This is a genomic window from Herminiimonas sp. (assembly GCF_030655415.1).
Window position 1 is genome coordinate 112,433 of the sequence record NZ_JAURVN010000002.1, and the last position, 26,201, is coordinate 138,633.

At 51.3% G+C, this 26,201-nt stretch carries 27 protein-coding genes; 10 read left to right on the plus strand and 17 right to left on the minus strand.

Annotated features, from left to right (window positions below; all coding sequences use genetic code 11):
• Positions 1-22: 22 nt before the first annotated feature.
• The 7 genes from Q7T66_RS00595 to Q7T66_RS00625 all read right to left on the minus strand — a co-directional run bounded on the left by Q7T66_RS00595 (position 23) and on the right by Q7T66_RS00625 (position 6,704).
• Positions 23-808 (minus strand): SDR family NAD(P)-dependent oxidoreductase, encoded by a 786-nt coding sequence (locus tag Q7T66_RS00595; RefSeq protein WP_304931287.1) that lies wholly within the window; start codon positions 806-808, stop codon positions 23-25.
• Between the two features lie 276 nt (positions 809-1,084).
• Complete coding sequence (locus tag Q7T66_RS00600; protein ID WP_304931288.1) at positions 1,085-2,221, minus strand: hypothetical protein; 1,137 nt, start codon at positions 2,219-2,221, stop codon at positions 1,085-1,087.
• Positions 2,222-2,238: 17 nt separating this feature from the next.
• Positions 2,239-3,024, minus strand: a complete 786-nt coding sequence (locus Q7T66_RS00605; RefSeq protein ID WP_304931290.1) for an SDR family oxidoreductase — start codon at positions 3,022-3,024, stop codon at positions 2,239-2,241.
• Between the two features lie 119 nt (positions 3,025-3,143).
• Positions 3,144-3,815 (minus strand): thiol:disulfide interchange protein DsbA/DsbL, encoded by a 672-nt coding sequence (locus Q7T66_RS00610; protein WP_304931291.1) that lies wholly within the window; start codon positions 3,813-3,815, stop codon positions 3,144-3,146.
• 26 nt (positions 3,816-3,841) lie between these two features.
• The gene (locus Q7T66_RS00615; protein WP_304931292.1) at positions 3,842-4,477 is read right to left on the minus strand and encodes an SPOR domain-containing protein; all 636 of its coding nucleotides are present in this window, start codon (positions 4,475-4,477) and stop codon (positions 3,842-3,844) included.
• Between the two features lie 10 nt (positions 4,478-4,487).
• Positions 4,488-6,227 (minus strand): arginine--tRNA ligase, encoded by a 1,740-nt coding sequence (gene argS, locus Q7T66_RS00620; protein ID WP_304931293.1) that lies wholly within the window; start codon positions 6,225-6,227, stop codon positions 4,488-4,490.
• A gap of 78 nt (positions 6,228-6,305) precedes the next feature.
• The gene (locus Q7T66_RS00625) at positions 6,306-6,704 is read right to left on the minus strand and encodes a gamma-glutamylcyclotransferase family protein (protein ID WP_304931294.1); all 399 of its coding nucleotides are present in this window, start codon (positions 6,702-6,704) and stop codon (positions 6,306-6,308) included.
• 339 nt (positions 6,705-7,043) lie between these two features.
• On the opposite strand from Q7T66_RS00625, the gene Q7T66_RS00630 reads away from it, so the two are divergent.
• Entirely contained in the window at positions 7,044-7,814 is a 771-nt protein-coding gene (locus tag Q7T66_RS00630) for a TerC family protein (RefSeq protein ID WP_304931295.1), read from the plus strand.
• Between the two features lie 109 nt (positions 7,815-7,923).
• Here the strand turns inward: Q7T66_RS00630 and Q7T66_RS00635 are convergent, their stop codons facing one another.
• Together Q7T66_RS00635 and Q7T66_RS00640 are read right to left on the minus strand one after the other, a co-directional pair.
• The gene (locus Q7T66_RS00635) at positions 7,924-8,496 is read right to left on the minus strand and encodes a DUF2062 domain-containing protein (protein ID WP_304931296.1); all 573 of its coding nucleotides are present in this window, start codon (positions 8,494-8,496) and stop codon (positions 7,924-7,926) included.
• A 125-nt stretch (positions 8,497-8,621) separates the two neighbouring features.
• A complete protein-coding gene (locus Q7T66_RS00640) occupies positions 8,622-10,307 on the minus strand; it encodes a SulP family inorganic anion transporter (RefSeq protein WP_304931297.1) in 1,686 nt (561 codons plus the stop codon).
• Here Q7T66_RS00640 and Q7T66_RS00645 point away from each other — a divergent pair.
• Both Q7T66_RS00645 and Q7T66_RS00650 read left to right on the plus strand, forming a co-directional pair.
• Positions 10,306-10,446 carry a hypothetical protein gene (locus Q7T66_RS00645; RefSeq protein ID WP_304931298.1) on the plus strand — a complete coding sequence of 47 codons (141 nt, stop codon included), beginning with the start codon at positions 10,306-10,308 and terminating at the stop codon, positions 10,444-10,446. The two genes, Q7T66_RS00640 and Q7T66_RS00645, sit on opposite strands and share 2 nt — an antisense overlap.
• Before the next feature lie 43 nt (positions 10,447-10,489).
• Positions 10,490-10,705 carry a DUF3717 domain-containing protein gene (locus Q7T66_RS00650; RefSeq protein ID WP_304931299.1) on the plus strand — a complete coding sequence of 72 codons (216 nt, stop codon included), beginning with the start codon at positions 10,490-10,492 and terminating at the stop codon, positions 10,703-10,705.
• A gap of 55 nt (positions 10,706-10,760) precedes the next feature.
• Here the strand turns inward: Q7T66_RS00650 and Q7T66_RS00655 are convergent, their stop codons facing one another.
• Complete coding sequence (locus Q7T66_RS00655; protein WP_304931700.1) at positions 10,761-12,296, minus strand: B12-binding domain-containing radical SAM protein; 1,536 nt, start codon at positions 12,294-12,296, stop codon at positions 10,761-10,763.
• A 167-nt stretch (positions 12,297-12,463) separates the two neighbouring features.
• On the opposite strand from Q7T66_RS00655, the gene Q7T66_RS00660 reads away from it, so the two are divergent.
• Together Q7T66_RS00660 and corA are read left to right on the plus strand one after the other, a co-directional pair.
• Complete coding sequence (locus Q7T66_RS00660; RefSeq protein WP_304931300.1) at positions 12,464-13,342, plus strand: M15 family metallopeptidase; 879 nt, start codon at positions 12,464-12,466, stop codon at positions 13,340-13,342.
• Between the two features lie 146 nt (positions 13,343-13,488).
• Positions 13,489-14,454 carry a magnesium/cobalt transporter CorA gene (corA, locus tag Q7T66_RS00665; RefSeq protein WP_304931301.1) on the plus strand — a complete coding sequence of 322 codons (966 nt, stop codon included), beginning with the start codon at positions 13,489-13,491 and terminating at the stop codon, positions 14,452-14,454.
• Between the two features lie 81 nt (positions 14,455-14,535).
• Here corA and Q7T66_RS00670 read toward each other — a convergent pair whose 3' ends face one another.
• Complete coding sequence (locus Q7T66_RS00670) at positions 14,536-16,161, minus strand: NAD(P)/FAD-dependent oxidoreductase (protein WP_304931302.1); 1,626 nt, start codon at positions 16,159-16,161, stop codon at positions 14,536-14,538.
• A gap of 437 nt (positions 16,162-16,598) precedes the next feature.
• Here Q7T66_RS00670 and Q7T66_RS00675 point away from each other — a divergent pair, with 437 nt between their 5' ends.
• The 3 genes from Q7T66_RS00675 to Q7T66_RS00685 all read left to right on the plus strand — a co-directional run bounded on the left by Q7T66_RS00675 (position 16,599) and on the right by Q7T66_RS00685 (position 19,811).
• The gene (locus Q7T66_RS00675) at positions 16,599-17,096 is read left to right on the plus strand and encodes a chemotaxis protein CheW (RefSeq protein WP_304931303.1); all 498 of its coding nucleotides are present in this window, start codon (positions 16,599-16,601) and stop codon (positions 17,094-17,096) included.
• A gap of 101 nt (positions 17,097-17,197) precedes the next feature.
• Positions 17,198-18,898 carry a methyl-accepting chemotaxis protein gene (locus Q7T66_RS00680; protein ID WP_304931304.1) on the plus strand — a complete coding sequence of 567 codons (1,701 nt, stop codon included), beginning with the start codon at positions 17,198-17,200 and terminating at the stop codon, positions 18,896-18,898.
• 379 nt (positions 18,899-19,277) lie between these two features.
• Entirely contained in the window at positions 19,278-19,811 is a 534-nt protein-coding gene (locus tag Q7T66_RS00685) for an SET domain-containing protein (RefSeq protein ID WP_304931305.1), read from the plus strand.
• Positions 19,812-19,872: 61 nt separating this feature from the next.
• Here Q7T66_RS00685 and sugE read toward each other — a convergent pair whose 3' ends face one another.
• Positions 19,873-20,193: a quaternary ammonium compound efflux SMR transporter SugE gene (gene sugE / locus Q7T66_RS00690; protein ID WP_304931306.1), complete on the minus strand. Its 321-nt coding sequence runs from the start codon at positions 20,191-20,193 to the stop codon at positions 19,873-19,875.
• 641 nt (positions 20,194-20,834) lie between these two features.
• Positions 20,835-21,407, minus strand: a complete 573-nt coding sequence (locus Q7T66_RS00695) for a DNA-3-methyladenine glycosylase I (protein WP_304931307.1) — start codon at positions 21,405-21,407, stop codon at positions 20,835-20,837.
• A gap of 220 nt (positions 21,408-21,627) precedes the next feature.
• Here Q7T66_RS00695 and Q7T66_RS00700 point away from each other — a divergent pair, with 220 nt between their 5' ends.
• A complete protein-coding gene (locus Q7T66_RS00700; protein ID WP_304931308.1) occupies positions 21,628-22,875 on the plus strand; it encodes a TIGR03862 family flavoprotein in 1,248 nt (415 codons plus the stop codon).
• A gap of 82 nt (positions 22,876-22,957) precedes the next feature.
• On the opposite strand, the gene Q7T66_RS00705 is transcribed toward Q7T66_RS00700, so the two are convergent.
• Together Q7T66_RS00705 and Q7T66_RS00710 are read right to left on the minus strand one after the other, a co-directional pair.
• Complete coding sequence (locus Q7T66_RS00705; RefSeq protein ID WP_304931309.1) at positions 22,958-23,980, minus strand: AI-2E family transporter; 1,023 nt, start codon at positions 23,978-23,980, stop codon at positions 22,958-22,960.
• A gap of 24 nt (positions 23,981-24,004) precedes the next feature.
• Positions 24,005-24,460, minus strand: a complete 456-nt coding sequence (locus Q7T66_RS00710) for a CreA family protein (protein ID WP_370691592.1) — start codon at positions 24,458-24,460, stop codon at positions 24,005-24,007.
• Between the two features lie 266 nt (positions 24,461-24,726).
• On the opposite strand from Q7T66_RS00710, the gene Q7T66_RS00715 reads away from it, so the two are divergent.
• On the plus strand, positions 24,727-25,029 hold the full coding sequence (locus Q7T66_RS00715) for an antibiotic biosynthesis monooxygenase (protein ID WP_304931313.1): 303 nt from the start codon (positions 24,727-24,729) through the stop codon (positions 25,027-25,029).
• A 105-nt stretch (positions 25,030-25,134) separates the two neighbouring features.
• On the opposite strand, the gene Q7T66_RS00720 is transcribed toward Q7T66_RS00715, so the two are convergent.
• Positions 25,135-25,473, minus strand: coding sequence for a DUF3144 domain-containing protein (locus Q7T66_RS00720; RefSeq protein WP_304931316.1), 339 nt, complete (start codon positions 25,471-25,473; stop codon positions 25,135-25,137).
• A 239-nt stretch (positions 25,474-25,712) separates the two neighbouring features.
• A complete protein-coding gene (locus Q7T66_RS00725) occupies positions 25,713-26,192 on the minus strand; it encodes a thioesterase domain-containing protein (protein ID WP_304931318.1) in 480 nt (159 codons plus the stop codon).
• Positions 26,193-26,201 lie beyond the last annotated feature (9 nt).

The window sequence follows — 26,201 nt, forward strand, 5'->3', positions numbered from 1 at the left end:
ACCTCAATAATCTCGATCGAGATTAAAACGCCGAAAGCACAACGCCGCCATCCGCACGCAATGCCGCACCGTTGGTAGCGGACGACGCCTCGGAGCAAACATAGACAACCATGTTGGCGATTTCTTCCGGTGTCGTGAAGCGCTTAATTAACGATGTAGGACGTACTTTTTCAAAGAACTCTTTCTCGAACGACTCGATTGAGTTGCCAGATAGTTTTTCAACAAAATCAGACACGCCTTCCGAGTTCGTTGGTCCCGGCAACACTGAATTCACTGTTACGCCGGTACCGGCGCAATGTTCTGCCAGGCCGCGCGCAAGACTGATCTGCGCCGTTTTGGTCACACCGTAATGAATCATTTCCAGCGGAATCTGAATACCACTCTCGCTACTGATAAAGACCACGCGTCCCCAATTCTTTTTCTTCATACCCGCAAGGTAAGCGCGAGACAGACGCACGCCGGACATGACGTTCACATCGAAGAAACGTAGCCAATCTTCATCTGGAATTTCTTCAAACGATTTGGGATCGAAAATACCGAGATTATTGACCAACACATCGACCGCAGGATAAGCAGCAACCAGCGCATCAATCTGACGCGGATCGGAAAGATCACCCGCAAAGCCGAACACCTGCGCGCTCGGGACTGCTTTGCGCAACCCATCCAATGCAGCATCGACCGATTGCTGTGAGCGGCCATTGATAATCACCTGCGCCCCTTCGCGCGCCAGCCCCGTCGCGATGGCAAAGCCAATACCTTTGGTTGAACCGGATACCAAAGCCAGTTTGTTCTTCAAGCCTAAATCCATGATGTTTTCTCCATGTGAATTGACGCTGCGGTGTTTTGTAGTCTACGACAACAAGCAATTCGATGCTGACGCCTACTATGCATTCTAAATTTCCTGCGAGCAGGAAATAGCGTGCGTTTTTTTGGTCGCAGCATCAGCAATTTCTCGGTTTAAGCTGTTGATTCTGGATGAAGAATTATGCCTAGACGAAGCGCTGGCTCAGTTGCACAAGCTTTGGTTTGATGAGGTTTTAAAATGGATGAGCCATTGCGAAGGAATTATTAGATTTCAAATCCATTAAATTCTGGCTCTTTTGTATGCAGCTATTGGTTCAGGATTTGGCTGGAATATTGCGTGAAATCCATCGTGGGCATTGTTCGCTATTCGCATCAATAAATCCAAAGTTTTATGAACATCTTCTTTGTTTTCATAAATTACTTCCTTTAATCGCACTGATTGATCCCCACTTTTAGCAAGATAAACTGAATCAACTTCACCTCCATTATGTTCGTAGATATGGCGCCGATGGAATTTCAAGGTTAGAAACTGCACGTCAGATTCCTTAATTTTTGCAACAAGATCAATATCAAACCATTGACTAAATATCTTTAAGACTTCCGTTAAATTATGAAACCGCTTTGTTGTTAACCTCAGCTTTCTCGATGCAGTCATTGGCACTAAATTGGCTAGTTGTTTGGCGTATTGTGACAAGAAAGAATCAAACGCGGAAACCGCATCTCGAATGCACGTCTCTGGGCTTGACCCTCCGTTGAGTCGGGTGCGTATTTCATGGATTGTAGCCAGTTCAAAATCGGACAAATCAACCCTTGTTCCACAGAGTGAGCAGTATCCGTACTTTCCCAATACATCGTTAAATTCGCCGCATGAGTTACAAATAAATTTATGCTGTTGGCTTTCTTCAGAAACATAAAAAGCAGGTTTATCTCTATCCGTCCCCGCTGCGTCAGCAACGCTATCCATATCAATCTGAAGCTCTGCATTTTCATGCTCGCATAACGCCGTATGAAGCACTTCACAGTAATGTTTTACGTAGCGTTTTTGTGCATGCGATAAGAAATCATGGCAGGGAGCCAAAAGTCCACAATATGGACAAATATTTGGCCATGGCCCGCTTCGCCAGTAACCATCACAAGAAGGGCAGTTATGACCGAACTTACCCTCACTATCGGAACATATAAAAACAGGTAGCGATCCTGGAATAGTGGGTGAATTTTGGGCAACTCCCATACCAACAATTGGTAGCGCTTCAACCACAATTCCTTGTGGAAGCGCATAGACTTGAATCCAAACCATTGGTACTGGTCGGCTTCCACGGATTCCAACGCTGTAACCTTTGTTGCCCTCTATCGTCGTTTTAATATAAAACGTAATTATTCCGCCGGAATGACTGATTTCTTGAAAATCGGTTTTCATCATGCGTCCCTTGTTAATTAAATATTTCGCTTCTTTCTTGGGGCATTTGAAAACAACGCGTCGTAAAGCGCATTCGGCAGCATTCTCAATAACTTCCCGACGACCCCCATTTGCCAAGGTATCACGCGATAACTACAACCGGATGCGATCGATGCCACGGCTCGCTTAGAAAACTTCTCAGCTGGCAGCAAAAACGGCATCGCATAATCATTCACCTGCGTCATAGGCGTATCGATATAACCAGGCGCAATCGTGACAACCTTGATGCCGTCCTTCTTCAATTCCACACGCAGTGATTCGCAATAGCTGATGACCGCAGCTTTGGACGCGCTGTAAGCGCCTGATCCCGGCAAACCGCGTATGCCGGCGACACTGCCGATACCGACCAATCGTGCGCCGGCTTGGCCCGCTGCGGCTTGCGCCTTCATCGTCGCGATAAATGGTGCAAACGTTGCGACGGTTGCGGTGACGTTGGTGGCGAAGACTTGTTCGAAGACTTGCAGATCTTCTGCACACTCAGTCAGCGTCCCGCGTGATACGCCAGCATTGGCGATGACGATGTCTATGCCTTGCGCAGCGGCGATGAAGTCGGCGGCGGCGTCCGCAAGTGCTGCGCTGTCCTTGACGTCGAGCGCATAGATGCGATGGCGTTCTGCGTTCGGCAAGCTGGCGGCGAGTTCACGTAAGACTTCGCCGCGTCGTGCGACTAGGCCTAGCGTTGCGCCTTGGTTCGCGTACTGTCGCGCGAGTGCTGCGCCCAGGCCGCTGGATGCACCAGTGATGAAAACTCGTTTTGCTTGCATGGCAACTCCCATTATTTCCAACTCAAATAAAAAGTCCGCCCTCTTGCGAGTTGCGGACTTCTTTGTTTTACATGATTGCTGAAAATTTCAGCAACAGTATTTATTTAAAACGCGTCGAGTTACTTGGCGGACTTGGCAACCAAATGATCCATCACTTGCAATGTCGCTTCATGCAACACAGCTTCTGGACGATTGCCCAGCGATGCGCCGACGATGGATGGCGAGGTGACATAACGGCCGTCAATCGCGATCATCGGTACGCCGTCAACTTTGTAGGCCGCTTGCAATTGCGTTGCGCGACCAACTTTGGTTTGTACGCCGAAGGAGTTGTAGGTCTCGGTAAATTTCTTGATATCTACGCCTGGTTGCTTGGCGATGAAGTCGAGGATTTGTTTGTCCGTATCCAGCGGCTGACGCTCTGAGTGAATCGCACGGAAGATACGTGGATGCAGTGTGTCGACCAGACCCAATGCTTCTATCGTGTAGTAGAGCTTTTGTTGCGGGATAAACGAATCGCGGAAGGCGACCGGCACGCGTTTGAAGACGATCTTGTCAGCGTTCTTTTTTATCCACGCCTCGAGTGATGGGTCGAGTGCGCTGCAATGCGGGCAGGAATACCAAAAGAATTCTGTGACTTCGACTTTTTTGCCGGCGTCAGTTTGCTGCGCTTTTTCCAGCGTGCGGTAATCGGTGCCGTTGACCGGAGCTGCCGGCGACGCGCCAGCGGTGGAGGCCATCAAACTGAAACTTGCTACTGCTGCGACTGCCAACAGATGTTTAAAAAAACGCATGGTAGACCTTTCCTTATGTGCCAATTTTATTTTCCGATGCGTACGACTGCGACATCGACGCCATTGTCAGACAACTTGGTGCGAACTCGGTTCATTGTTTCCAGCTGGCCGAAAGGACCGATGCGCACGCGATGCAAGGTGCCGGTTTCTGCCTGGCGTTCGGAAACGGTGGCTTCAAAACCCATCAATGCCAGTTTGGCTTTCATGCTTTCTGCATCGGCCATTGCGCCGAACGCGCCAGCTTGCAGATAGTAGATCCATTTTTCATCTGCGCTCTCGGCTTTGGCGGCTTCGGCTTTGGCCGCTTCCACTTTTTGCTGCGCTTTTTCTTTAGCTGCGGTTGCCTTGTCGACAACTGGTGGCTTGATGGTTTCTTCAGAAACGGTAGGTGCTGGCGCGCCAGGAACCGGCAACGGTTCTTTGGCTGGCGGTTTTTTGCCGTACAGCGGTTTGTTTGGATCGCTCAGTTCATTGCTGGCTGGTGCGGCTCTATCAACGTTGCCGGCTTTGTTCGTGAACGGCAATGGTGTTTTATAAATCACCATCGCGACGCCCACTGCAATACCCAAGCCGAGAATAAGGCCGATGATCAAACCGAGTAGCGTGCCGCCTGCCTGCTTTTTACTTTTCGATTTGCTTTTGCTATTCGTGTTCTTAGTCATAAGTTTCCTGTTACATCCGGGTCGGTGCTGAAACGCCAATCAAGGCCAGACCGTTACGTAATACTTGTCGTGTTGCATGCAGCAGGGCAATGCGCGCCATCTTCAATGCGACGTCATCTACCAGCACGCGTTCTGCATTGTAGTAGCTATGCAATTCGCCTGCTAAGTCACGCAAATAAAATGCGACTTGATGCGGGCCGAGTTCTTCCAATGCTTTTTGCAAGGTCTCTGGATATTCGGCAAGCTTGGCGAGCAGCGATGCTTCGCGCGGTGCGGTCAATGGCGACAGATCGACATTCACCAACGCGGCTTCATCGAAGTCAGAACCTTCGGCTTGCTTCAACACCGAGCAAATACGCGCGTGCGCATATTGTACGTAGTAGACCGGATTTTCGTCGCCTTGCGTCAACGCGATATCGACGTCGAATACGAACTCGGTATCGGCCTTGCGCGAGATCAGGAAGAAACGTACGGCGTCACGGCCACGGGTCAGATCGCGCACTTCGCCTTCAGCGGTTTCGCCATTCGACCACTCGATCAAATCGCGCAGCGTGACGTAGGAACCGGCGCGTTTGGAAATTTTCACTTCCTCGCCGTTCTTCATCACGGTGACCATCTTGTGCAACACGTAATCTGGATAGCCTTGCGGGATCCCGATATCGAGTGCCTGCAAACCAGCACGCACGCGGGCGATGGTGCCGTGGTGATCGCTGCCCTGGACGTTGATCGCTTGTGTAAAGCCGCGTTGCCATTTGACTGTGTGATACGCGACGTCAGGCACGAAGTAAGTGTAAGTGCCGTCGGTCTTTTTCATCACGCGATCTTTGTCGTCGCGATAATCGGTGGTGCGCAACCAGAGCGCGCCATCCAGTTCATAAGTCTTGTCGGCCTTGATCAAGGCATCGACGGTTTGTACAACCTTGCCATCGTTGTACAAAGATGATTCGAGATAGTAGTTATCGAACTTGACGCCGAATGCTTGCAAATCCAGATCTTGTTCGCGACGCAAATACGCGACGGCGAATGTGCGTATCGATTCGATGTCGTCAATGTTGCCGCTGGCAGTGACCGGTACGCCATCGCTGGCGGAAACGGTTTTCTTCGCGATGAAATCGTTGGCGATGTCTTGTATGTAGTCGCCGTTGTAAGCCGATTCAGGCCAGCCTTCCACGCCCGGCTTCAAACCTTTGGCGCGCGCTTGCACTGACGTTGCGAGCGTGGCGATTTGTACACCGGCATCGTTGTAATAAAACTCGCGCGTGACGTCGTAGCCTTGCGCGTCGAAAAGCGATGACATCGCGTCGCCCAAGGCGGCTTGGCGACCGTGCCCTACGTGCAACGGGCCGGTCGGGTTGGCGGAAACAAATTCGATGACGACTTTTTTATCTGCGCCCAGCTCGCTCTTGCCGTATTGCGCACCTTCTCGCAACACGGTTTTGACAACGGCCTGGCGTGAAGCCGCGGTCAAACGCAAGTTGATAAAACCTGGACCGGCGATTTCTGCCGATTCGATCAAATCGCGATTGGCCGGATTATCGAGAAGGGCAGCGACCAGCGCCTGCGCAACTTCGCGTGGATTCTTTTTGAGCGGCTTGGCAATTTGCATTGCCAGATTGCAAGCGACATCGCCGTGGGTAGGATCGCGCGGGCGCTCCAGCGTGACGGTCGGATTGAGTTCAGTGCCGGCGACCAGCGGTGCAACTGCGGCCTGGAAGAGTTCGGTGAGACGTTGTTTTTGTGCTGCGAGCATGGGATTTGTTTCTGGCGGTGCAAGACCGCGCCTTGAATTGGAATAAACGTAGGCGGAATTATACTGGCTAGCCAGCGTTCATCCGCCCAATTTGTCGTGGCAATAAGAGTCTATGAAACGCGACATCTGGAAGCCCTTCGGCTCCCACGGCAAATCGGACAGTCTTTGTTCCGCCATAAAAATGTAAGTACACGCTATCGCGCTTTCACCTGAATTTATCACAACATCAATTGAATCGCGCCTATATTCGCTGCCTTCAAATGCATCCAGCACGGCGAGGTCTTGCGCGTCCACATCGAAGTACAGCACGCCTTCTACCGAGGCTTTTTCGCTGACGATCATGCCGGGATAGCTGTCGTCGGCCAGCGCATAGCGTGCGTAGCCTGACGCGACGGCGGGTGCCGAGAGGTAATCGCCACGCACGACGCGCTGCCAGATTTCCGGGAACATCAGCGAACCGTAAGTGAATATATGCATGCGAGTTTTGCTTGAAATGCGGTTTAGTTTATTTGGTTTCGTTAATTTATATAGCCACGCTTATTTTACGGTGCGGACTAAACCACTGCATGCGCCACCAACATCGAGTGAGTAAATAAAGCCTCAAATCTGTCGCCAGAAAACCAGCGCTCAACATGATCTTGTTGGCGCGCTTAACGTTACCTGCTAATGTTGAAACACGTTATTTACGACTGAAGATGTCAAGAAAACGTTAAGAAAAAATAGAACTACTGGAGACATCAGCCACCACATCACAACGTCGTTGCAGCACAGAATCTGCGCTTCGTTTTCACATTGAATGTCACTGGAGAATTGCCCATGATCGAACTCATCTCAGACCCGCAAATCTGGCTGGCCTTCTTTACCCTGACCGCGCTGGAACTCGTGCTCGGCATCGACAACATCATTTTTATTTCCATCCTGGTCGACAAACTGCCAGTCGAACGCCGCGAGTTCGCCCGCAAGCTCGGTCTGTTCATTGCGATGTTTATGCGGATAGGTTTGTTGATGGTATTGGCTTGGATCGTAGGCTTGGTCGAACCGTTGTTCACTGTGTTCAAGCAAGAAATTTCGGGGCGAGATTTGATTTTGATAGGCGGTGGACTCTTCCTGATTTGGAAAAGCACAGGCGAGATTCATCAATCGCTGGAAGGCGAAGAAGGCCACGCGTCCAGCGCGGTGCAGGCAACCTTCACAGCGGTCATCTTGCAAATTATGGTGGTTGATATGGTGTTTTCGCTGGACTCGATCATCACTGCAGTCGGCATGGTCGATCACATAGAGGTGATGGTGGCGGCAGTGATTGCCTCGGTCGGTTTGATGATGTTATTCGCCGGGCCTATCGGTCGCTTCGTGTCACGCCATCCATCAATCAAAATTCTGGCGCTGGCCTTCCTGGTAGCGATTGGTGTGGTGTTGATTGCCGAAGGTTTTGATTACCATGTGCCAAAAGTGACCATCTATACCGCGATGGCGTTTGCATTGATCGTGGAGCTGATCAATATCCGCATGCGCAAAGCCAAGCCCGCGCCTGTGCATTTGCACGCGTCATATTCGGACGATACGAAAAACGCAGCAGAGACTAAGTAAACACTAAGTAAGCGCAGTAAATAAAAAGGGGCGGCATCTTAAACAGATGCCGCCCCTTTTTTACGTTTTTATTCTTTAGGACTCACTCGCTTTTCAGCAAGCTATGCGCTCATTTTACGCAGATGCGCGAGCGTCGTTTGTGCCAGCGATAACGTGCCTGAAAATGCCAGATCACATTTACCAACACATAACCAGCGACGGCCGATGCCACCGCGATGATGAGCAAGCCTGTCATTAATTCGGGGCCTACTGTTTGTACCCAGGTGATCAAATTGTCGTACCAATGAGTGACCTGACCTTGCTCGTTGACGACCTTCTCAAACATACCCGGGCCTAAGCCCGCACCAGCGGACGCCTCGTCCGATCCAATCAAGAAATTACCCAAACGATACGCCGCGTAATAAAGCGGTGGCACTGTGAATGGGTTGGTTGCAAACGTGGCGAATGCGGCGATAGGTAAATTAACCCGCAAAAAAATTGCGCCTATCGTGCCAAACAATACCTGTGCAAATGGAATCGCGATGCCGACAAACAAGCCAACTGCCAGCCCACCCGCCACACCGCGCCGGTTGAACTGCCACAAAAAATGATGATGCAGGTAACGACTAAATGGTTTCAGGAAACGATTTTGCTGAATGCTCTCTGAGGTCGGAATATGCTTGAAAAAACGGCTACGACGCATGTAAACACTGCTCCTGTTGCTCAACACTAAGACATGCCTGAAGGCATGAAGTCGGCAAATTAAATTGAGAAAAAATTGGACATCTGAATCCACATGGAATTCTCGATGCTCATCAAATAGTCGAATTACTTTGCAGCACGTAGCGCCGCGATGGCTTCACGATCCGTCATGAAGATGTGATCCTGATTCAAGCCTTCTATCCAGCCGGCATCTTCCAGTACGTCCCACACTTGCTTCTTGATCGCGGACACATACAGATCGATGCCCATGCTTTTCAGCGTGATCTGCAAGGACTCCAGCGTATCGACACCGGTTGCATCAATATCGTTGACCGAGCCCACGCATAATAGCAAGCGCTTGATATGCGGATCGCGACTGCATTGCTCAACCACAAAATGATCGAGCGCACCGCCAGTCAAAAAATTCAAGGCTGCATCGATGCGCACCACCAATAAATCATTCGCCAAACGCGGCAAATCGAAACGCTGTCTATCGCGCAAAGTACCGTCTGCATGTTCGCTGACCTCGATGATGCGCGGCTGCATGTGACGATATAAGTACGAGACCATCGTCAGCACGATGCCGGCCATTACGCCCCAATGCAAACGCGGCATTGCAGCGATCGTCACAATAAAGGTCACGATTGCGATCACGCCATCGTCACGTGAAATCGTGAACAGTCGCTTGAACGCGCCAAAGTCAAACAGGCTGAACACCGGCATGATAATCAGCGCAGCCAACACCGAGCGCGGCACGAAATATAAAAGGTCCGTGAAGAACAACAGACAGACCAATACGCAAACCAGTGTGAAAACCGTGGCCCAGGCGCTGGTAGCGCCAGCATATAAATTGAGCGCAGAACGTGAGAAAGATCCACTGACCGGGAACGCACCAGAAAATCCGCTCGCCACTTTCGCCAAGCCCTGACCTATCAATTCCTGATTTTCATCCCAGCGTTCGCGCCGCTTGCGCGCCAGTACACGACAGCTAGACATCGCTTCAGTGAAGCTGATCAAGGCCAATACCAAACCAGCCGACCACAGTTCGCGATGATGTTCAAATGAAATCGATGACGGCCATACGAGCGGCGGCAAGCCGCGGGCGATTTCACCAACCACTTCGCCGCCCGCTGCTGAATAACCAAGCGCCCAGCTCAGCGCAGTCGCTAAGATCGTAATGAACAACAAACTAGGGAAAGTAGGAAAGAAGCGTTTGCTCAGTACCAACAGCAACAGCGTGCCCAAACCAAATGCACTGGTCATCAACATATGCGATGGATCGGCGATCACGCGATCCAGTACCGCAACAGGATGCGTGCTGAAAATATCCACCACACCAAACAGCGTAGGCAATTGCGACATCATGATGATGATCGCCGCCGCATTGATAAAGCCGACGATCACAGGTTGCGACACCAGATTACTCAGACGACCGAGACGGAATGCCCCTAGCAAAAACTGTATCGCGCCAGAATAGATAGACAACCAGATCGCCAGCGCGACCCATTGTTCGGACGCTGGCACAGCGAGCGACGACAGCGAACCGAATACCAGCAAGCTGGACAGCGCAGCAGGACCAACTGCCAACAATGCCGATGAACCCCACAACACACCGATCAAACTTGGAATCAAGGCCGCGTATAAACCCGTCGCAGCCGGCATGCCAGCCAGCGTTGCATACGCAACCGCTTGCGGAATCAACACCATACCAACGCTCAAGCCAGCCCATGCATCACTTTTCAGCGAGGATAGAGTTGGACGCGGCCAGCGCAGAAAGGGGAAGAATCGTTTGATGTCGAAAGCTGTATTCATGGAGACAGAAACAATAACGATGGTAGGTACAAAATCAAAAACGACACCAGCAAAAAATAAACTGCTGCAAGATATTGAAGTGCCGCGGACAAAACTGCCTAAGCTTGCTTTTAATTTTTCCACGGTGCAAGACCTATGACCCACCGTTTTACCGCATCTTTTTCGGCGGGTACAATAAGCTTATGGATATCACATTGCCCGAACTGGAACAGATCATCAATTACTGGCGCACCGAACGCCCATCAACCGGCGAAGAACGCGCGCTATCGCCTGAAGTAAATGGCTTGGCAAAGCTGTATGCGCTGATGATTTTTCACAGACAAAAAACTACTCCGCTAGAAGCACTCGATCCTGTCTGCCTGCAATTAATAGAAGGCTGGCGCAAACAAGCTGCCTAAAAATTTGCTGCAATAATCACTTCAACAATTACATCAAACAACTCAAGTAAAAAATTTAGGCAGCCATGTGGCGCGCCTGACGTTGCGGCAGCGCTGCATGCTCCGCTTTTTTCTCAGCTGTATGTTCCGCTTTCTTGCTGGCCTGCGCCTTCAATTTGGTATTCGCTTGCCCCGCGTAATCGCTGCGCAACACGGTCGCAACTTGTTCTTCATCCATGCCGATAGTGACCAGCCATTTCGCCACCAACACGGCGAGGCGTTCTAGCGCAATGCGATTGGTGGCATCAGTCGTTTCATACAACCAGTTCGATAACTGCATGAAATTGAAGAACGGAGAATCTGTCATGGCCGCATTCAGAATCAGCGGCAAGGTATTCGTGAAGCGCCCAGAGTTGGCAACCAAATCCCAGTAACGCGCAAAGCGCACCAGTTGCTGCATCTCATTGAAGCTGATGCGATCAGTCGCCAGAATTGTATAAGGCGGATGCGGATCGAATACGAGGCCGTACTCTTTGGTGTGACGAATAATCGGTGTGCCGCGCAGACGCTTCAAAATACCGAATTGAATTTCATGCGGCTGCAGCGCAACCAGTTTGTCAAAGCCGCGTGCAAAGCTGGCGATATCTTCGCCCGGCAAACCCGCAATCAGATCGACGTGCATGTGCGCATGCGAGTGCTCGCATAGCCAGCGGATATTTTCTGCAGCCTTCTCGTTATTTTGTTTGCGGCTGACCAGCGCCTGCACTTCCGGATTAAAACTTTGAATGCCGATTTCAAACTGCAAGGTACCAGGCGGGAATTTCATGATGCCTTCTTTCAAGGCATCGGGCAGATGATCGGGCACCACTTCAAAATGTGCGAAGACCGGATCATCAGGATTCGCCGCCAGCTTGGCGAGGAAGAAATCCATGATCTTCAAACTGGTTTTGATATTCAGGTTGAACGTACGATCGACGAATTTGAACAGACGCGCACCGCGTGCATGCAAGATCTCCAGCTCGGCCAAAAAGATATCAATATCGAAAGGCCATGCGGTTTTATCCAGCGCCGACAAACAAAATTCGCATTTGAATGGACAGCCGCGCGAGGCTTCTACATACAGCGTGCGATGTGCGATGTCTTCGTCGGTGTAGAGCTGATAGGGCATCGGTAATTCAGACAGCGGCGGTTGCACGCCGAGATGCGTTTTCATCAAAGGCTTGGGGCCGTTCAAAATCTGTCTGCACAAATCGGGGAAGGTGACATCGCCCCAACCGGTGATCAGATAATCAGCCATCTGCACGATGCTTTGCTCATTCGATTCGTAGGAAACTTCCGGACCGCCGAGCACGATTACAACCTCGGGTGCGACACGCTTGAGCAGCGCGACCAGCTTGGTGGTTTCTTCGACGTTCCAGATATAGACGCCGAAGCCGATGATGCGCGGATTATGTGCGAGCAGCTTTTCGACCATATCGGTGGCACGCGCGCCGAGTACGAACTCCTGCAATTGCGTCACACTTTGCAGCTCGCCCATGTTCGCCAGCAGGCAGCGCAAACCCAGTGAGGCATGCGTGTAACGGGCGTTAAGTGTGGAAAGCAGAATGGTCATGGCAAGCGCAACAGGTAGGGAAGCGCTCATTCTACGCCGCCTCGATTGAAAAACACGCAGTTTGCGCACATCTGGCCGCCGTCTCTTCCTATAATGAGTCATTCTTTTGCCCGCATATTTCGTGTCATGCGAAGCTGAGACGCCATCCATTTCCAAAAGAACAATTCATGCCATCTTTATCGCATATCGCCGGATCCAGTCTGCTGTTGCTGATGTTTGTTGCGATGAATAGTCAGGCGGCAAAGTCGCCTACATCGCGCATTGTCGAGGTCGATACCAATATGTGTCGCACCATGCAGGATCTGGGCGTCTTGCATAAAACTGCGCCTGTTAGCTGCCCGCAACTGCGCATCGTGCATTTTTCTTATCTGGGATTTGACGGAAAAATACATGACGACGGCGCCGTGATGGTAATGGCTGCCGTAGTAGATCATGTGCAGGCAATCTTCGATACGCTATTGCAGAAAAAATTCGCGATTGCCGGTGCGCAGTTAATGGATCACTACATGGGTGACGATATGGCATCGATGCGCGACAACAATACCTCGGCCTTCAACGACCGCGCCGTGACCAACGGCAGCGCACCCTCGCTGCATGCTTACGGCGCTGCCATCGACATCAACCCGGTGCAAAATCCATTTGTGCAGTTTGAAGAAGGCGGCAAGGCCGCTTACTTGCCTGCTATTGGAAGTGCCTATGCCAATCGTCTGGCCGTGCGTCCTGGCAAACCCACGCGTAAAGGGATGGCGGAAGAAGTGGTGGACGTGTTCGCCGATAACGGTTTCCTGATCTGGGGCGGTGATTGGGATGCGCCCATCGATTACCAGCATTTTCAAATCAGTCGAGGGCTGGCAAAACGGCTGGCGGCTTTGCCAGTTGCGCAGGCGCAAACTGTTTTCAATGCGTATGTAGAAAATTATCGGAGCTGTGCCCGCAAGGAAAAATCGGCAAACACTGATATCGAAAAAACAGGTGCTGTTAAAGCAAACACAGTGAAAGCCAAATGCGTGACTGCGATTGATCGCGTCAACATCGGTCAACCATGAACTTGCAGCGACGTTAGTTATCTATCCCTGTCGTATTTTGTGCAAATTGCACCGCACCGAATGCTTGACGAACAGACCGCGAGCACGTGTACACTCGCGCATCGACGACCGATCAAAATCGCGCCCCATTCCGGAGATTTTTGCCCATGCTTATCAACTGCGTTGCCTATCAGGATGGCAATAAATTATCCGATATCTCGATTGAAGAAATCAGCGATTACCTGAAGCGCCCCGACTGCTTTGTGTGGGTCGCATTGAAGGATGCCGAACCAGCCGAACTCGAGCAGATGCAGGAAGAATTCGGCTTGCACGACCTGGCGATTGAAGATGCGATGAACGGTCATCAACGCCCCAAGGTTGAAGAATATGGTGACTCACTCTTTGCGGTCGTGAAAACGGCTGAAATGGTCGAAGGCACAGTCCACATCGGCGAGCTGGATATCTTCGTCGGCCCTAATTACATTCTGTCGGTGCGCAATCGCAGCGCACAAGGCTTTCTCGGAGTGCGTGCACGTTGTGAGCGGGAGCCGGAACAATTACGTAAAGGTTCCGCCTTCGTCCTGTATGCATTGATGGATGCCGTGGTTGATCGCTACTTCCCGGTGGTGGAAGCGCTGGAAAGCGAACTGGAATTGATAGAAGAGAAAATTTTCCACAAAGGTTCACAGCGCGCCAACATCGAACGTTTATATGAACTCAAGCGCGAAGTCGTGATGCTGAAGCATGTGGTCGCGCCATTGATGGAAGCGGTCAGCAAACTCTACGGTGGACGCGTACCGAATCTGTGCGAAAGCACGCGCGATTACTTCCGCGACATTGGCGATCATTTGTATCGCATCAACGCAATGGCCGATGCCTTCCGTGAAACGATCGCCACCGCGATTCAGGTCAATCTGTCCATGGTCACAATTGAAGAAAGCGAAGTGAATAAACGCCTCGCCGCATGGGCTGCGATTTTTGCGGTGGCGACTGCCTTCTTCGGTTTGTGGGGGATGAACTTCAAGTTCATGCCGGAGCTGGAATGGAAGTACGGTTATCCGGTGTCGGTACTGATGGTGAGCAGCGTGTGCGGTTATCTTTACTACCGCTTCAGAAAATCCGGCTGGTTATAGATTTATTGATTCGATATATTTGTTTGAAATAAAAAACGCCGCAAGATTGCGGCGTTTTTTATTACGAGTTTTAATTGAGGTTTACTTCGTTGTACCGTTCTTCACACTATCCAACATGCTGAGCGCCAACGCCTCTGCTACACGTATGCCATCAATCGCTGCCGACATGATGCCGCCTGCATAACCTGCGCCTTCACCAGCCGGGAACAAGCCACGCGTGTTGATGCTTTGCAAATCGTCGTCGTTACGTTTGATGCTGATCGGTGACGAGGTGCGCGTTTCCACACCGGTCAACACCGCGTCGTTCATCGAGAAACCCTTGATCTGTTTTTCGAACGCTGGCAATGCTTCGCGTATCGCTGCGATCACGTAGCTAGGCAACGATGTATTCAAATCGCCAAGCTTGACGCCCGGTTTGTAGGACGGGATCACAGAACCGAATTCAGTCGAAGGCTTATCGGCGATGAAGTCGCCAACCAACTGGCCAGGCGCATCGTAGTTGCTGCCGCCGAGCTCGAATGCGCGCTCTTCCCACTGGCGTTGAAACTCCATACCGGCCAGCGGATTGCCGGGGTAATCAGCCGGCGTAATGCCGACCACGATGCCGGCGTTGGCATTGCGTTCGTTGCGTGAATACTGGCTCATGCCGTTAGTGACGACGCGACCCGGTTCCGATGATGCAGCTACCACCGTGCCGCCTGGGCACATGCAGAAGCTGTAGACCGAACGGCCATTACTCGCGTGATAGACCAGTTTGTAATCGGCTGCGCCCAAGACTGGATGACCGGCGTTTGGCCCCAATCGACAAGCGTCGATCAACGATTGTGGATGCTCGATACGGAAGCCGATGGAGAACGGCTTCGGCTCCAGATAAATCCCGCGTGCATGCAACATCTCGAAGGTATCGCGGGCGCTGTGGCCGATCGCCAATACGACGTGATCGCTTGCTATATGCGAACCATCAGAGAGTTTGAGGCCGCACACTTTGCCGTCTTCGATTTCAATGTCATCGACCTTGCTCTCGAAACGGAATTCACCGCCCAGCTTGACGATCTCTTCGCGCATCAGTTCGACCATTTTCACGAGGCGGAAAGTACCGATGTGCGGCTTGCTGACGTACATGATTTCTGGTGGAGCATCGGCTTTCACAAATTCCATCAAGACCTTGCGACCGTAATGCTTGGGATCTTTGACCTGGCTCCACAACTTGCCATCGGAAAAAGTACCGGCGCCGCCTTCGCCAAATTGCACATTCGATTCCGGATTCAGTTCGCGCTTGCGCCACAGGCCGAAGGTGTCTTTGGTGCGCTCGCGTACTTCCTTGCCGCGCTCCAGAATGATTGGGCGAAAGCCCATTTGCGCGAGTATCAATGCCGCGAAAATACCGCAAGGGCCGAAGCCGATCACGACTGGACGCGTAGTCAAATCCGCCGGGGCTTTTGCCACAAAATGGTAGCTGGTGTCGGGCGCAATCGTGACGTGACGATTGCCTTGCAAGCGCTTCGCATGCTTGTCTTGATCGCGGATTTCGACGTCTAGCGTATAGACCATGATGATCGCGTTTTTCTTGCGCGCATCGTAACCACGACGGAAAACCGTGTGCTGGATCAGGTCCTCGGCTTTGATGCCGAGACGCGCGATGATCGCAGCCAGAAGGTCTTCTTCGGTATGGTCTAAGGGGAGTTGAACGTCAGTGAGTCGCAGCATGCTTGTTTCTAGCCAATCTTGTAAAAATCATCTGCCTGTTTCAGTCGGCAGCGCGCTATTTTACTCTAGTCGTTTTTATTCAAATCAAGGATGAGTTGCGCATCCATTTCGATGTGAAGAATCGTCTCGAATAAATTGCCACGAATGCGCACGCAGGATTTAACACTTTCTTGCGATTTCACGATTTTTCGCTAGGAATTTGCACTGAAATTGCCCAAGGTTTCTCCTGAGACAACGCGGCTTTATCGTCCGCGCAACGCATGTTGTTTTAAATGCCGAGAAATGCTGAGTTAGGCGCGCGCTGCATTGACTCTCGGAAACTAATTGATTATGGTAAATGACGCCATTGCAGTCTTGCACTGCGATGACGGTGTATATCCACTCAACAAAAAGAGACGTTCATAGAACGCATAACGGAGACTGGGAAAGGAGTGCACATGAACGCAACCGCGAACAGCGCACAATCTGTCACTGCAGCAAATGGCCCACTGGAATTTTTATCTTTCACGCTGGGCAAAGAAGAGTACGGCATCTCGATTCAAAAGGTTCAGGAGTTGCGCGGCTACGATATTGTCACCCGCATCGCTAACGTACCGGAGTTCGTGAAAGGCGTCGTCAATCTGCGCGGCATCATCGTGCCTATCGTCGACATGCGCATCAAGTTCCATCTTGGCACACCGACCTACGATCAATTCACCGTTGTCGTGATTTTGAACGTCAGCGGTCGGGTGGTTGGCATGGTGGTCGATAGCGTGTCGGACGTCATTACCTTGAGTCCCGAGCAAATCAAACCAGCGCCAGACATGAATAGTTCCATGGCGTCTGATTATCTGGTCGGACTAGGGACGATAGATGAACGCATGTTGATATTGATCGATATCGACAAGTTGATGTCCAGCGCTGAAATGGGCTTGGGTAATCCCGACCTCACCTGACGACACTACTCCGTCACACCTCATCAGCAAGACTCCCACGCTGCAATCACGGATAGCTATCTTGATTGTATTGATTCACATCTGTTTGCTTCGAGACTGACATGCTAAAAAATATAACAATCAAATCGCTGCTCCTGTTCGTGATGGGCATACTTTCCCTGCTGCTGGTCGTCACCGGCATTCTGGGACTCACTTCACTTGATACCACCAACAAAGCCTTGAAGACTGTCTATGAAGATAGAACCGTTTCGCTAGGTCAGTTAAATACGGTGATCTCGCAACTGACGATCAATCAGCTTGATCTGGTGACATCGATTTATGGCGACCCCGGCCTGATCGTTCCAAAAATGGATGCGATAGAAAAGCGCGAGAAGCAAATCGATGCGGCATTCAACGCCTATGCGGCGACTTCTGCGACGCAGGAAGAAAAAGCCTTGACGGAGAAATTTGCCATTGATCGCGCCGCCTTCGTCAACAAGGCTCTGACTCCAGCGATCGCTGCTTCTCGTGGCGGTAACGTGTTGCGTGTGACAGAAATCGTCAACGGCCCGATGGAAGAATTGATCTTGCCGGTGCGCGCTGGCGTCGCCGCGCTGATCGAGATACAACTGCGCGTCGCGGATCAAGAGTTCGAAGATTCACAACGTCGTTTTACGATGGTGCGCAATATCTCGATCGCCACCATTATCTTCGGCGTGCTGCTGGCAGGCTTCATGGCCTTCTGGCTGATCCGCTTGATTGCACGTCCTTTGGCCGAAGCAGTACACATTGCAAAAAGTGTGGCCAGCGGCGATCTGACGCAGCAAATTCATGTGGATTCCACCAATGAAACCGGACAGTTATTGCAAGCGCTGAAGGACATGAACGAGAGCCTGGCGAATACGGTTTCCAGCGTGCGTCGCGGTACGGAAACCATCACCGTTGCTTCCGGCGAAATCGCTTCCGGCAATGCCGACCTGTCTAGCCGTACAGAATCGCAAGCCGGCTCACTGGAAGAAACCGCCAGCTCGATGGAAGAGCTGACATCGACCGTGCGTCAGAATGCAGACAATGCGCGGCAGGCAAATCAGTTGGTGGTATCGGCATCCGAAGTCGCGGTCAAAGGCGGCAGCGTAGTTAGTCAAGTCGTCACGACCATGGGATCGATCAAGGATAGTTCACGCAAGATCGTCGACATCATCGGCGTGATCGATAGCATCGCGTTTCAGACCAACATCCTGGCGCTAAACGCTGCGGTGGAGGCGGCGCGTGCTGGCGAACAAGGTCGTGGTTTTGCAGTGGTTGCGAGTGAAGTACGCAATCTGGCACAACGCAGCGCCAGCGCCGCAAAAGAGATCAAGGCCTTGATCGATGACTCGGTCAGCAAAGTCGACGTCGGCAGCAAACTGGTTGATCAAGCCGGCAGCACGATGGAAGAAATCGTCACCTCGGTCAAACATGTGGCCGATATCATGAGTGAAATCACTTCGGCTAGCCAGGAACAGAGCGACGGCATCGAGCAAGTCAATCAAGCCATCAGCCAGATGGATGAGATGACACAGCAAAATGCTGCGTTGGTCGAACAGGCTGCGGCTGCGGCGCAGAGCATGCAGGATCAAGCTGTCGAGTTATCGCGCGCGGTCAGTATCTTCCGCCTGAGTGGTAACAGCGCTCCACCGGCACCCATCGCGAAGCGTGCAACGCCAGCGTTGAAATCGGTAAAACCTGCAGCCAGATTGACCACGACTCAGAAGCCGGCTGCGGCCAAACCGCAAAAGACGATCACCACTGAGAAAAGCGGCGATGACTGGGAAGAGTTTTAAGCCGAGCAAATAGCTGGTGGACGAGGGCAAAGACTGCTTCGCTCCTCCTGAAACTCGGCGCAGTACAAGATGCATGCAAAACAGTTCGTCTGCTTTGCATGCATTTTTCATTGGGCGAGCAGATGGCCGAGCGCTATTCATTCCTTATGTTTTGGCGGCGTATAGGCAAAGCCTGAACGAAAAATCCGTATGACAGCCGTGATGATGTAATGGCCCGGTAACAAGCATCGGCTGTAATTACAGATAAAAAAGTAGCGCGGCAATTGTTCTTGTACGAGCTTTGATAGACAATAGTGCGCCAGGCAAGTGGAATGCTTCTTGCGAATGACTGTTGAACTTGAATCGCTCCTCACATCTCTCATTTTTCACTGAATTGAACATGACATCACCGAGCAAGAAAACCGCCGCCACACCTTCCGCCAAGCCAGCGATTATCGTCAGAAATTCCCCGGTACACGGGCGCGGCGTCTTCGCCACCCGTAATATTCCAGCGGATACTTTTCTGATCGAGTACGAAGGCGAGCGCATCAGCGATAAAGAAGCCTCCAAACGACACGGCCTGGACCCAGAGAACCCGTATCACACGTTTTTCTTCAGCCTGGAAAGCGGCAAAATGATCGATGGTGGTGTCGATGGCAGCGATGCGCGCTGGATCAATCACGCATGCGAACCTAACTGCGAAGCACGCGAAGAGAAAAAGCGCGTCAATATTTATTCGTTGCGCGATATCAAACGCGGTGAAGAATTGAACTACGACTACGGCCTGGTGGTTGAAGATAAGCAGACCAAGGCGTTGAAGAAAGCCTACGAATGCCGTTGCGGCGCAGAGACGTGCCGCCACACGATGCTGGCACCGCCAGAAAAAAAGAAGGCCAAGAAAAAGACCAAAGCGAAGAAAAGCAAAAAAGACTGATGAAATAAAAAAGGCGGATGACTGAAAAGTCACCCGCCTTTTTTACAACGATAACTACCGATTAGCTCGGGCTAAAAATCTTCAGTCCGATAATCCCGCTGACGATCAACAGAATACAGATGATGCGCGCCACAGTAGCCGGTTCACCCAGCAATATCATCCCCAGAGTGACCGTACCCACCGCACCTATGCCGGTCCACACTGCATAAGCAGTCCCCACCGGCAATGTTTTCATCGCAAAGCCCAGCAACGCGATACTGATCACCATCGCCGTCACGGTGCCCACTGTCGGCCACAACTTCGTAAAGCCATCGGTGTATTTCAGGCCGATAGCCCACACAACTTCGAACAGACCTGCGATTACAAGAATAAGCCAAGGCATAGTTTGATTCCTCATATTGCCGAGGCCGTCCTCGATTGATAATGAGGCGGTGAGGTCGTCCCCACGCCTTAAGAGAAGTACGCACATCGGGAAACATGATGCTGTTTACCGACAATCGGCGTTACTGATGCGCAATCAAATCTTAGCAAAGAACGAAATGTTTGGCTGAGCACACAGAATATGTTGGCTCAATTGAAAGAGAACTAGAAGAAATGCATCAAAACGGGGATTTTTTTTTACTTAAGGCAAGAAAACAAATGGTATTCACAAAGCGAATGTCTGATATTGCGAATCGAAATTGGTGCGACGCGGCAACAGTCCCTATACTTCAGTTGTCTCCTCTATGTCTCCTCCTTTGATATAGATTTAGCCCGCCTCTTTTGAGCGGGCTTTTTTTTGCCCGCTTTTTTGTTGAGCACAAATTCTACCTGAGGCAGCAGGAATACCAAACATGGCTATAGTGCCTCTAGAATGGTATTCACGAATCGCATATCGGATATCAGAAATGAGAATTGGCCTTGGTCAGGGGCGTCGCCCTATACTTCGGTTGTCTCCTCTATGTCTCCTCCTTTGATATAGATTCAGCCCGCTCCCGTAGCGGGCTTTTTTTTGCCCGCAAGCAAGGCCGCCTGCGTCTGCGCTTATATCTTGGGTGCCTTGTAGCAGAAACAATCCTTCGCATGATCGTTCACCATACCGATCGCCTGCATGTACGCGTAGATGATGGTCGAGCCGACAAACTTGAAGCCGCGCTTGGCCAGATCCTTGGACAATTGATCCGACAAAGGCGTCTTGGCTGGTGTATCACTGATGCTCTTGCGCGTATTTAGTATCGGCTTGCCATCTACGTAAGCCCACAAAAAGCTATCCAGACTGCCGACTTCTTCACGCAAGCGCAAATAAGCTTGTGCATTGTTGATGGTCGCAGCCACTTTCAGGCGATTGCGCACGATACCCGCATTGCCTAACAACTCGGCAACTTTGGTTGCGTCGTAAGCGGCGATTTTTTCAGCATCCCACTGATCGAAGGCGGCTCTATAGTTTTCGCGTTTGTTGAGTATGGTCGACCAACTCAGGCCTGCTTGCGCGCCTTCCAGATTCAACATCTCGAACAAGCGGGTTTCATCGTGGCAGGGCACGCCCCATTCTTCATCGTGATATTTCAGATAAAGCGGATTGGTGGGACTGGCCCAGCTACAGCGTTTGATCGTCATGGTTTGGAATGTGCGGATGAGTGAACAGATGCAGAATATTATCGCTTAAGCGCGGCGTGATCATACATGCGCATTTAATCGCTTGTACAAATTTATAGCTTGATCAAGAATGGCGCCTTGATTCGAAAGCGTCGTGCGCAAGTAAGATCGCAGCGCCGTATGTTTCTGCACGCAAGCGACACGCAAAAATTTTGTCTGTTATCACCTACCTCATTGACGTATGCCTTCTACATCATCAACACGCAAAGTAGCCATCATCGGCGGCGGACCAGCCGGATTGATGGCGGCTGAAGTGCTGATTGCGCAAGGCATCGCGGTGGATTTATACGATGCAATGCCATCCGTCGGCCGCAAGTTTCTGTTGGCTGGCAAGGGCGGCATGAACCTGACGCATACCGAAGAGGGTGCAGGATTTTTATCGCGCTACGGTACACGTGCAGCGCACATCGCACCTATGCTGGAGAGCTTCGGCCCGGAAGCTTTGCGTGCATGGGTACACGAACTTGGTATTCAAACTTTCGTTGGATCTTCCGGCCGCGTATTCCCGACTGACATGAAAGCTGCGCCGCTATTGCGCGCATGGTTGAAACGCCTGCGCGATGCGAGTGTCACTTTTCACATGCGTCATCGTTGGTTGGGCTGGGACGATAAACAAGCACTGCGTTTTGCCACGCCTGACGGTGAATTAACCGTGCAAGCTGATGCTGTCGTACTCGCATTAGGCGGCGGTAGTTGGGCGCGACTTGGTTCCGATGGTGCGTGGCTGCCATTGCTGGCGCAACAGGGCATAGATGCTGCGCCATTGAAACCGGCAAACTGCGGTTTCGATATCGCGTGGAGTGAGCATTTTAAAGAACGCTTTGCCGGTCAACCGCTGAAGTCCGTCATCGCTGATTGTATGGATATCGATGGCAATGAGATCAAGCGTCAGGGCGAATGCGTCATCACATCGAATGGCATTGAAGGCGGTTTGATTTATGCGTTGTCTGCACCTCTGCGCGAACAAATCGTCAAGAACGGCAGCGCGACTTTACATCTGGATCTGGCTCCCGGCAAAACATATGAACGCGTACTAGCCGAAGTCGCAGCAGGACGTGGCTCACGCTCAATGTCCAGTCATTTGCAAAGCAAGGTTGGCATTACCGGCGTGAAGGCTGGCTTGCTGCGCGAATGCGCCAGCAAGGAAGACTATGCCGATCCAAAGAAACTCGCACACGCCATCAAGGCCTTGCCTTTGAAACTGATCGCGACGCGTCCACTCGACGAAGCGATCAGCAGTGCAGGCGGTGTGTTATTTGAAGCGCTGGATGAACAGTTGATGTCGCAAAACATGCCCGGCGTATTTTGCGCTGGTGAAATGCTGGATTGGGAAGCACCGACCGGCGGCTATCTGCTTACCGCCTGTTTTGCCAGCGGCCGCAGCGCAGGTCTTGGTGCAGCAGCATGGCTCGAAGCAAAAGCCAATTGATCATCTAAATCAATCAGCACTGATGCAACATCTGCATCAGCGCGAGCATTCAACGCGCAGTGAACACAGTGGACAACGCGTGCTACACCATCCCCTTATCCGACAATTCCTTCTTGACGTAGGCATAGAACACCGGCGCTGCGATCACACCGGGAATGCCGAAGATCGATTCCATCACCAGCATCGCCGCCAATAATTCCCAGGTGCGCGCGTTGATGTGTTGACCGATGATTTTCGCGTTCAGGAAATATTCCAGCTTGTGTATCGTCATCAAGAACAGCAATGAAGTCATCGCGATATGCAGCGAATGCGACAAGCCGATGATAACCAGTATGGTGTTGGAAATCAGATTGCCCAGCACCGGCAACAAGCCTACAAAGAAGGTGACGGCGACCATGGTTTTACGCAACGGTAATTCGACGCCGGCCATAGGTAAAATCACGATCAGATAAATGCCAGTCAACACTGCGTTGATTGCCGCGATACGTACCTGTGCGAAAACAACATTGCGGAATGCATTGTGCAAAGCGACCACGCGCGCGTGCAAAGCGGCAGCAAGCGGACGGTAAGCAGGTGTCGAGGATGTCGTGTCATACAAGGCCGCCATCGCACCAATGATCATACCTATAAGTACGTGCGCCAAAATGCGTCCCGCTTCACGTCCCATGGAACGCGCCTCGAGTGCATGTGAACGCAACCAATTCGTAATCATCTCGCGCAATGCTTCTGCATCGACCGGAATATACGTCGCCAGCCATGCTGGAATCTGACTGCGCGAGGCTTCCAGAATGTCGGCCATTTTTTGCAGAAGAACCGATATCCGTCCAGCGTCACTTCTGAAAAACGCAATCGAACCCCAAATGATGGCTATCAAAACGGTCACTATCACGACGCTCAACAAGGCAACTGCGACGACCTGCGCTCTGCGACCGACCAACCTTTTACCCAACTTGGGAGCTAACTGCTGCACCAGCGAATACACCAGCAAGCCGGAGAACAATGCCGCCAGCAAACCCTGATGCATGACGAGCAGCAATGCTGCAGCGGCCATGACATAAGAAGCAATTGCTACGTGACTCAGACTAGGTTTTGACGGGACGGACATGAATGCGCCGATACAGGTGAAGGATTATTTTTTCAAAGGAATAGGATTATTGTGCGGCACCGATACTGCTGCCACGCCATTCTTCGGGCTGCCTTCAATCAGCTTGTCGGAATAGGTCAGATACACCAGTGTATTACGCACAGGATCAACCACGCGCACAATATGCAAGCGCTTGAATAAAATCGATTGGCGCTCGGAAAATACATCTTCCTGTTTCGGCAATTGTCCGACGAACTGCAATACGTCACCGACCTGACGGCAGGCGATGGATGCATCGGCAGTATCTTCCGCCAAGCCGACAGTGCCACTGATGCCGCCGGTACGCGCACGCGAGACAAAGCAGGACACGCCTTTTACCTTTGGATCGTCATACGCTTCGATCACGATGCGATCATTCTTGCCGAGGAAACGAAATACGGTACTGACTTCGCCAATTTCTTCCGAATGCACAGGCAATGCACATGCAGTCGCGATGAGCATGGTTACTGCAAAAAATTTCCGCATGATTTCTCCTTTGTTTTTAACAAGTTAGCACGCACCTTCACAGTCGTAAGTGCGGCATCTCGCTAGCCACGCACTCTACTTGCTACGCCAAGCAGACAGATTACGCATATAGTCGGCAACTGACCAGTGGTGCAATCAAACAAATTCTATCGATGCGTTCTGGCCGACGATGCGGGAATAGCTGCAGCGTCTGAGCCAAAATGTAATAATTCCGCATCCATTCATCTCTACAGGAACCGATCATGATTCTCGAACTCGTTGATATCCGCATCCAGCCAGGCAAGCAAACCGAATTTGACGCCGCCGTGCAGCGCGGGCTGGAACAAGTCATCGCCAATGCAAAAGGCTACAAGGGACACGTTATCAACAAATGCATAGAGACGCCTGAGCGCTATGTAGTGCAGATTTACTGGGAAACGCTGGAAAACCATACCGTCGATTTCCGTGAGTCAGCGGCGTTCCAGGATTGGCGCGCTATCGTCGGCCCATTCTTTGCTGGCCCACCGACTGTTGAGCATTTCAATCAATTGTCGAAATCGGCTTAAGTCCTCTGCTGAGAGCCCGCAGCACTCAAGTACACGCGTAAAAAAACCTCGCGACTGGATTACCAGAGGCGAGGTTTTTATGGTGCGAGCAATATGCTCGCATCCTTATTTTTTCTCAGGATGATAGCCTTTGAAATTCTCTGCATAATCGCGGAAATTCTCACGCAACATCTTTTCATATTCGGTACGGAAGTACGTAACCGCACCTTCAATCTGATCCTTGAAGGTCGCCTCTGATGGCGCATCACCCGATGCCACGAACGCACCGAAACGGGCGCTCGCGAACATCATCGAAGCACAGACTTGACCTGCTGCTGCACCTTTTGAATTCTCGTTCGCAAGCTGGATAAAGGTATCCGCCATATCCCAAAATTTTTGATTTGGGTCCGGTGGTGCAGGCGGTTTACGGGAAATGTCTTTGGCTTGGAAGTTGTCGTCGCTCATGATGATTATCTAAATTAAAAATATGGAATAAGAGTTGTATTAACAGATTCAGCAGCTAAAAATGCTGAGCATTCTCTGGCGCGGCAGATTTTGCCTTGCGGCTTTAAACCAAGTTGCCAGCGGATTTGAACAGCATTGCATTTTGCGTTTGCAGCACTATAGCGCAAAATTAAAACGCCTTAATTGACGTAGGCCACGTTTGACTAAAGTTGCCGGGCAGAGCAATTTCCCCTACGCGCTTAGTGCGCCTCGGTTGCAAAGGCAACAAATTCGCCCGTCAGACGCCCAACCTGCTGCCCTTCGTATTCCAGCACCGCGGTTACCGCGATGCGCGCACGGCCTTTACGCTGCAGCGTGCGCACAAAACGTGACCAATCAGCTGCACCTTCGATAAACGAGCGCGCGGTGAACGTGCCGTTGATCGGCAATAGATAGTTCATCGTATTGCTTTGAATAACCAGCTGACTATTGATCGCAGTGCTTTTCAGTTTTGTATGCAGCAAAGACCATGCTGCGAGAATCGCGACCGCGGAAGCGCTGCCGCCAAACACGGTTTCCTTGTGATTGATATTCGGTGCGAGCGGTGCGCTTAGAACAACTTCGTCGGGCTTGACGCTCAGTACTTCTACCTGCATCGCTTTGGATAGTGGGATGTGATCGTGCAGATATTTCTGCACTGCTTGCTCATTCAAATTTTTCTCCACATGCTCTGTGAGCATTGATGCTTG

Bases quoted from the DNA above. Each gene is read 5' to 3' on its own strand.
- sugE (WP_304931306.1), bottom strand. From the start codon at position 20,193: ATGCCTTGGCTTATTCTTGTAATCGCAGGTCTGTTCGAAGTTGTGTGG.
- Q7T66_RS00630 (WP_304931295.1), top strand. From the start codon at position 7,044: ATGATCGAACTCATCTCAGACCCGCAAATCTGGCTGGCCTTCTTTACC.
- Q7T66_RS00715 (WP_304931313.1), top strand. From the start codon at position 24,727: ATGATTCTCGAACTCGTTGATATCCGCATCCAGCCAGGCAAGCAAACC.
- Q7T66_RS00705 (WP_304931309.1), bottom strand. From the start codon at position 23,980: ATGTCCGTCCCGTCAAAACCTAGTCTGAGTCACGTAGCAATTGCTTCT.
- Q7T66_RS00600 (WP_304931288.1), bottom strand. From the start codon at position 2,221: ATGAAAACCGATTTTCAAGAAATCAGTCATTCCGGCGGAATAATTACG.
- Q7T66_RS00720 (WP_304931316.1), bottom strand. From the start codon at position 25,473: ATGAGCGACGACAACTTCCAAGCCAAAGACATTTCCCGTAAACCGCCT.
- Q7T66_RS00695 (WP_304931307.1), bottom strand. From the start codon at position 21,407: ATGACGATCAAACGCTGTAGCTGGGCCAGTCCCACCAATCCGCTTTAT.
- Q7T66_RS00655 (WP_304931700.1), bottom strand. From the start codon at position 12,296: ATGACCATTCTGCTTTCCACACTTAACGCCCGTTACACGCATGCCTCA.
- corA (WP_304931301.1), top strand. From the start codon at position 13,489: ATGCTTATCAACTGCGTTGCCTATCAGGATGGCAATAAATTATCCGAT.
- Q7T66_RS00660 (WP_304931300.1), top strand. From the start codon at position 12,464: ATGCCATCTTTATCGCATATCGCCGGATCCAGTCTGCTGTTGCTGATG.
- argS (WP_304931293.1), bottom strand. From the start codon at position 6,227: ATGCTCGCAGCACAAAAACAACGTCTCACCGAACTCTTCCAGGCCGCA.
- Q7T66_RS00650 (WP_304931299.1), top strand. From the start codon at position 10,490: ATGGATATCACATTGCCCGAACTGGAACAGATCATCAATTACTGGCGC.
- Q7T66_RS00610 (WP_304931291.1), bottom strand. From the start codon at position 3,815: ATGCGTTTTTTTAAACATCTGTTGGCAGTCGCAGCAGTAGCAAGTTTC.
- Q7T66_RS00640 (WP_304931297.1), bottom strand. From the start codon at position 10,307: ATGAATACAGCTTTCGACATCAAACGATTCTTCCCCTTTCTGCGCTGG.
- Q7T66_RS00635 (WP_304931296.1), bottom strand. From the start codon at position 8,496: ATGCGTCGTAGCCGTTTTTTCAAGCATATTCCGACCTCAGAGAGCATT.
- Q7T66_RS00685 (WP_304931305.1), top strand. From the start codon at position 19,278: ATGACATCACCGAGCAAGAAAACCGCCGCCACACCTTCCGCCAAGCCA.
- Q7T66_RS00605 (WP_304931290.1), bottom strand. From the start codon at position 3,024: ATGCAAGCAAAACGAGTTTTCATCACTGGTGCATCCAGCGGCCTGGGC.
- Q7T66_RS00625 (WP_304931294.1), bottom strand. From the start codon at position 6,704: ATGCATATATTCACTTACGGTTCGCTGATGTTCCCGGAAATCTGGCAG.
- Q7T66_RS00710 (WP_370691592.1), bottom strand. From the start codon at position 24,460: ATGCTCATCGCGACTGCATGTGCATTGCCTGTGCATTCGGAAGAAATT.
- Q7T66_RS00645 (WP_304931298.1), top strand. From the start codon at position 10,306: ATGGAGACAGAAACAATAACGATGGTAGGTACAAAATCAAAAACGACA.
- Q7T66_RS00680 (WP_304931304.1), top strand. From the start codon at position 17,198: ATGCTAAAAAATATAACAATCAAATCGCTGCTCCTGTTCGTGATGGGC.
- Q7T66_RS00725 (WP_304931318.1), bottom strand. From the start codon at position 26,192: ATGCTCACAGAGCATGTGGAGAAAAATTTGAATGAGCAAGCAGTGCAG.
- Q7T66_RS00595 (WP_304931287.1), bottom strand. From the start codon at position 808: ATGGATTTAGGCTTGAAGAACAAACTGGCTTTGGTATCCGGTTCAACC.
- Q7T66_RS00670 (WP_304931302.1), bottom strand. From the start codon at position 16,161: ATGCTGCGACTCACTGACGTTCAACTCCCCTTAGACCATACCGAAGAA.
- Q7T66_RS00615 (WP_304931292.1), bottom strand. From the start codon at position 4,477: ATGACTAAGAACACGAATAGCAAAAGCAAATCGAAAAGTAAAAAGCAG.
- Q7T66_RS00700 (WP_304931308.1), top strand. From the start codon at position 21,628: ATGCCTTCTACATCATCAACACGCAAAGTAGCCATCATCGGCGGCGGA.
- Q7T66_RS00675 (WP_304931303.1), top strand. From the start codon at position 16,599: ATGAACGCAACCGCGAACAGCGCACAATCTGTCACTGCAGCAAATGGC.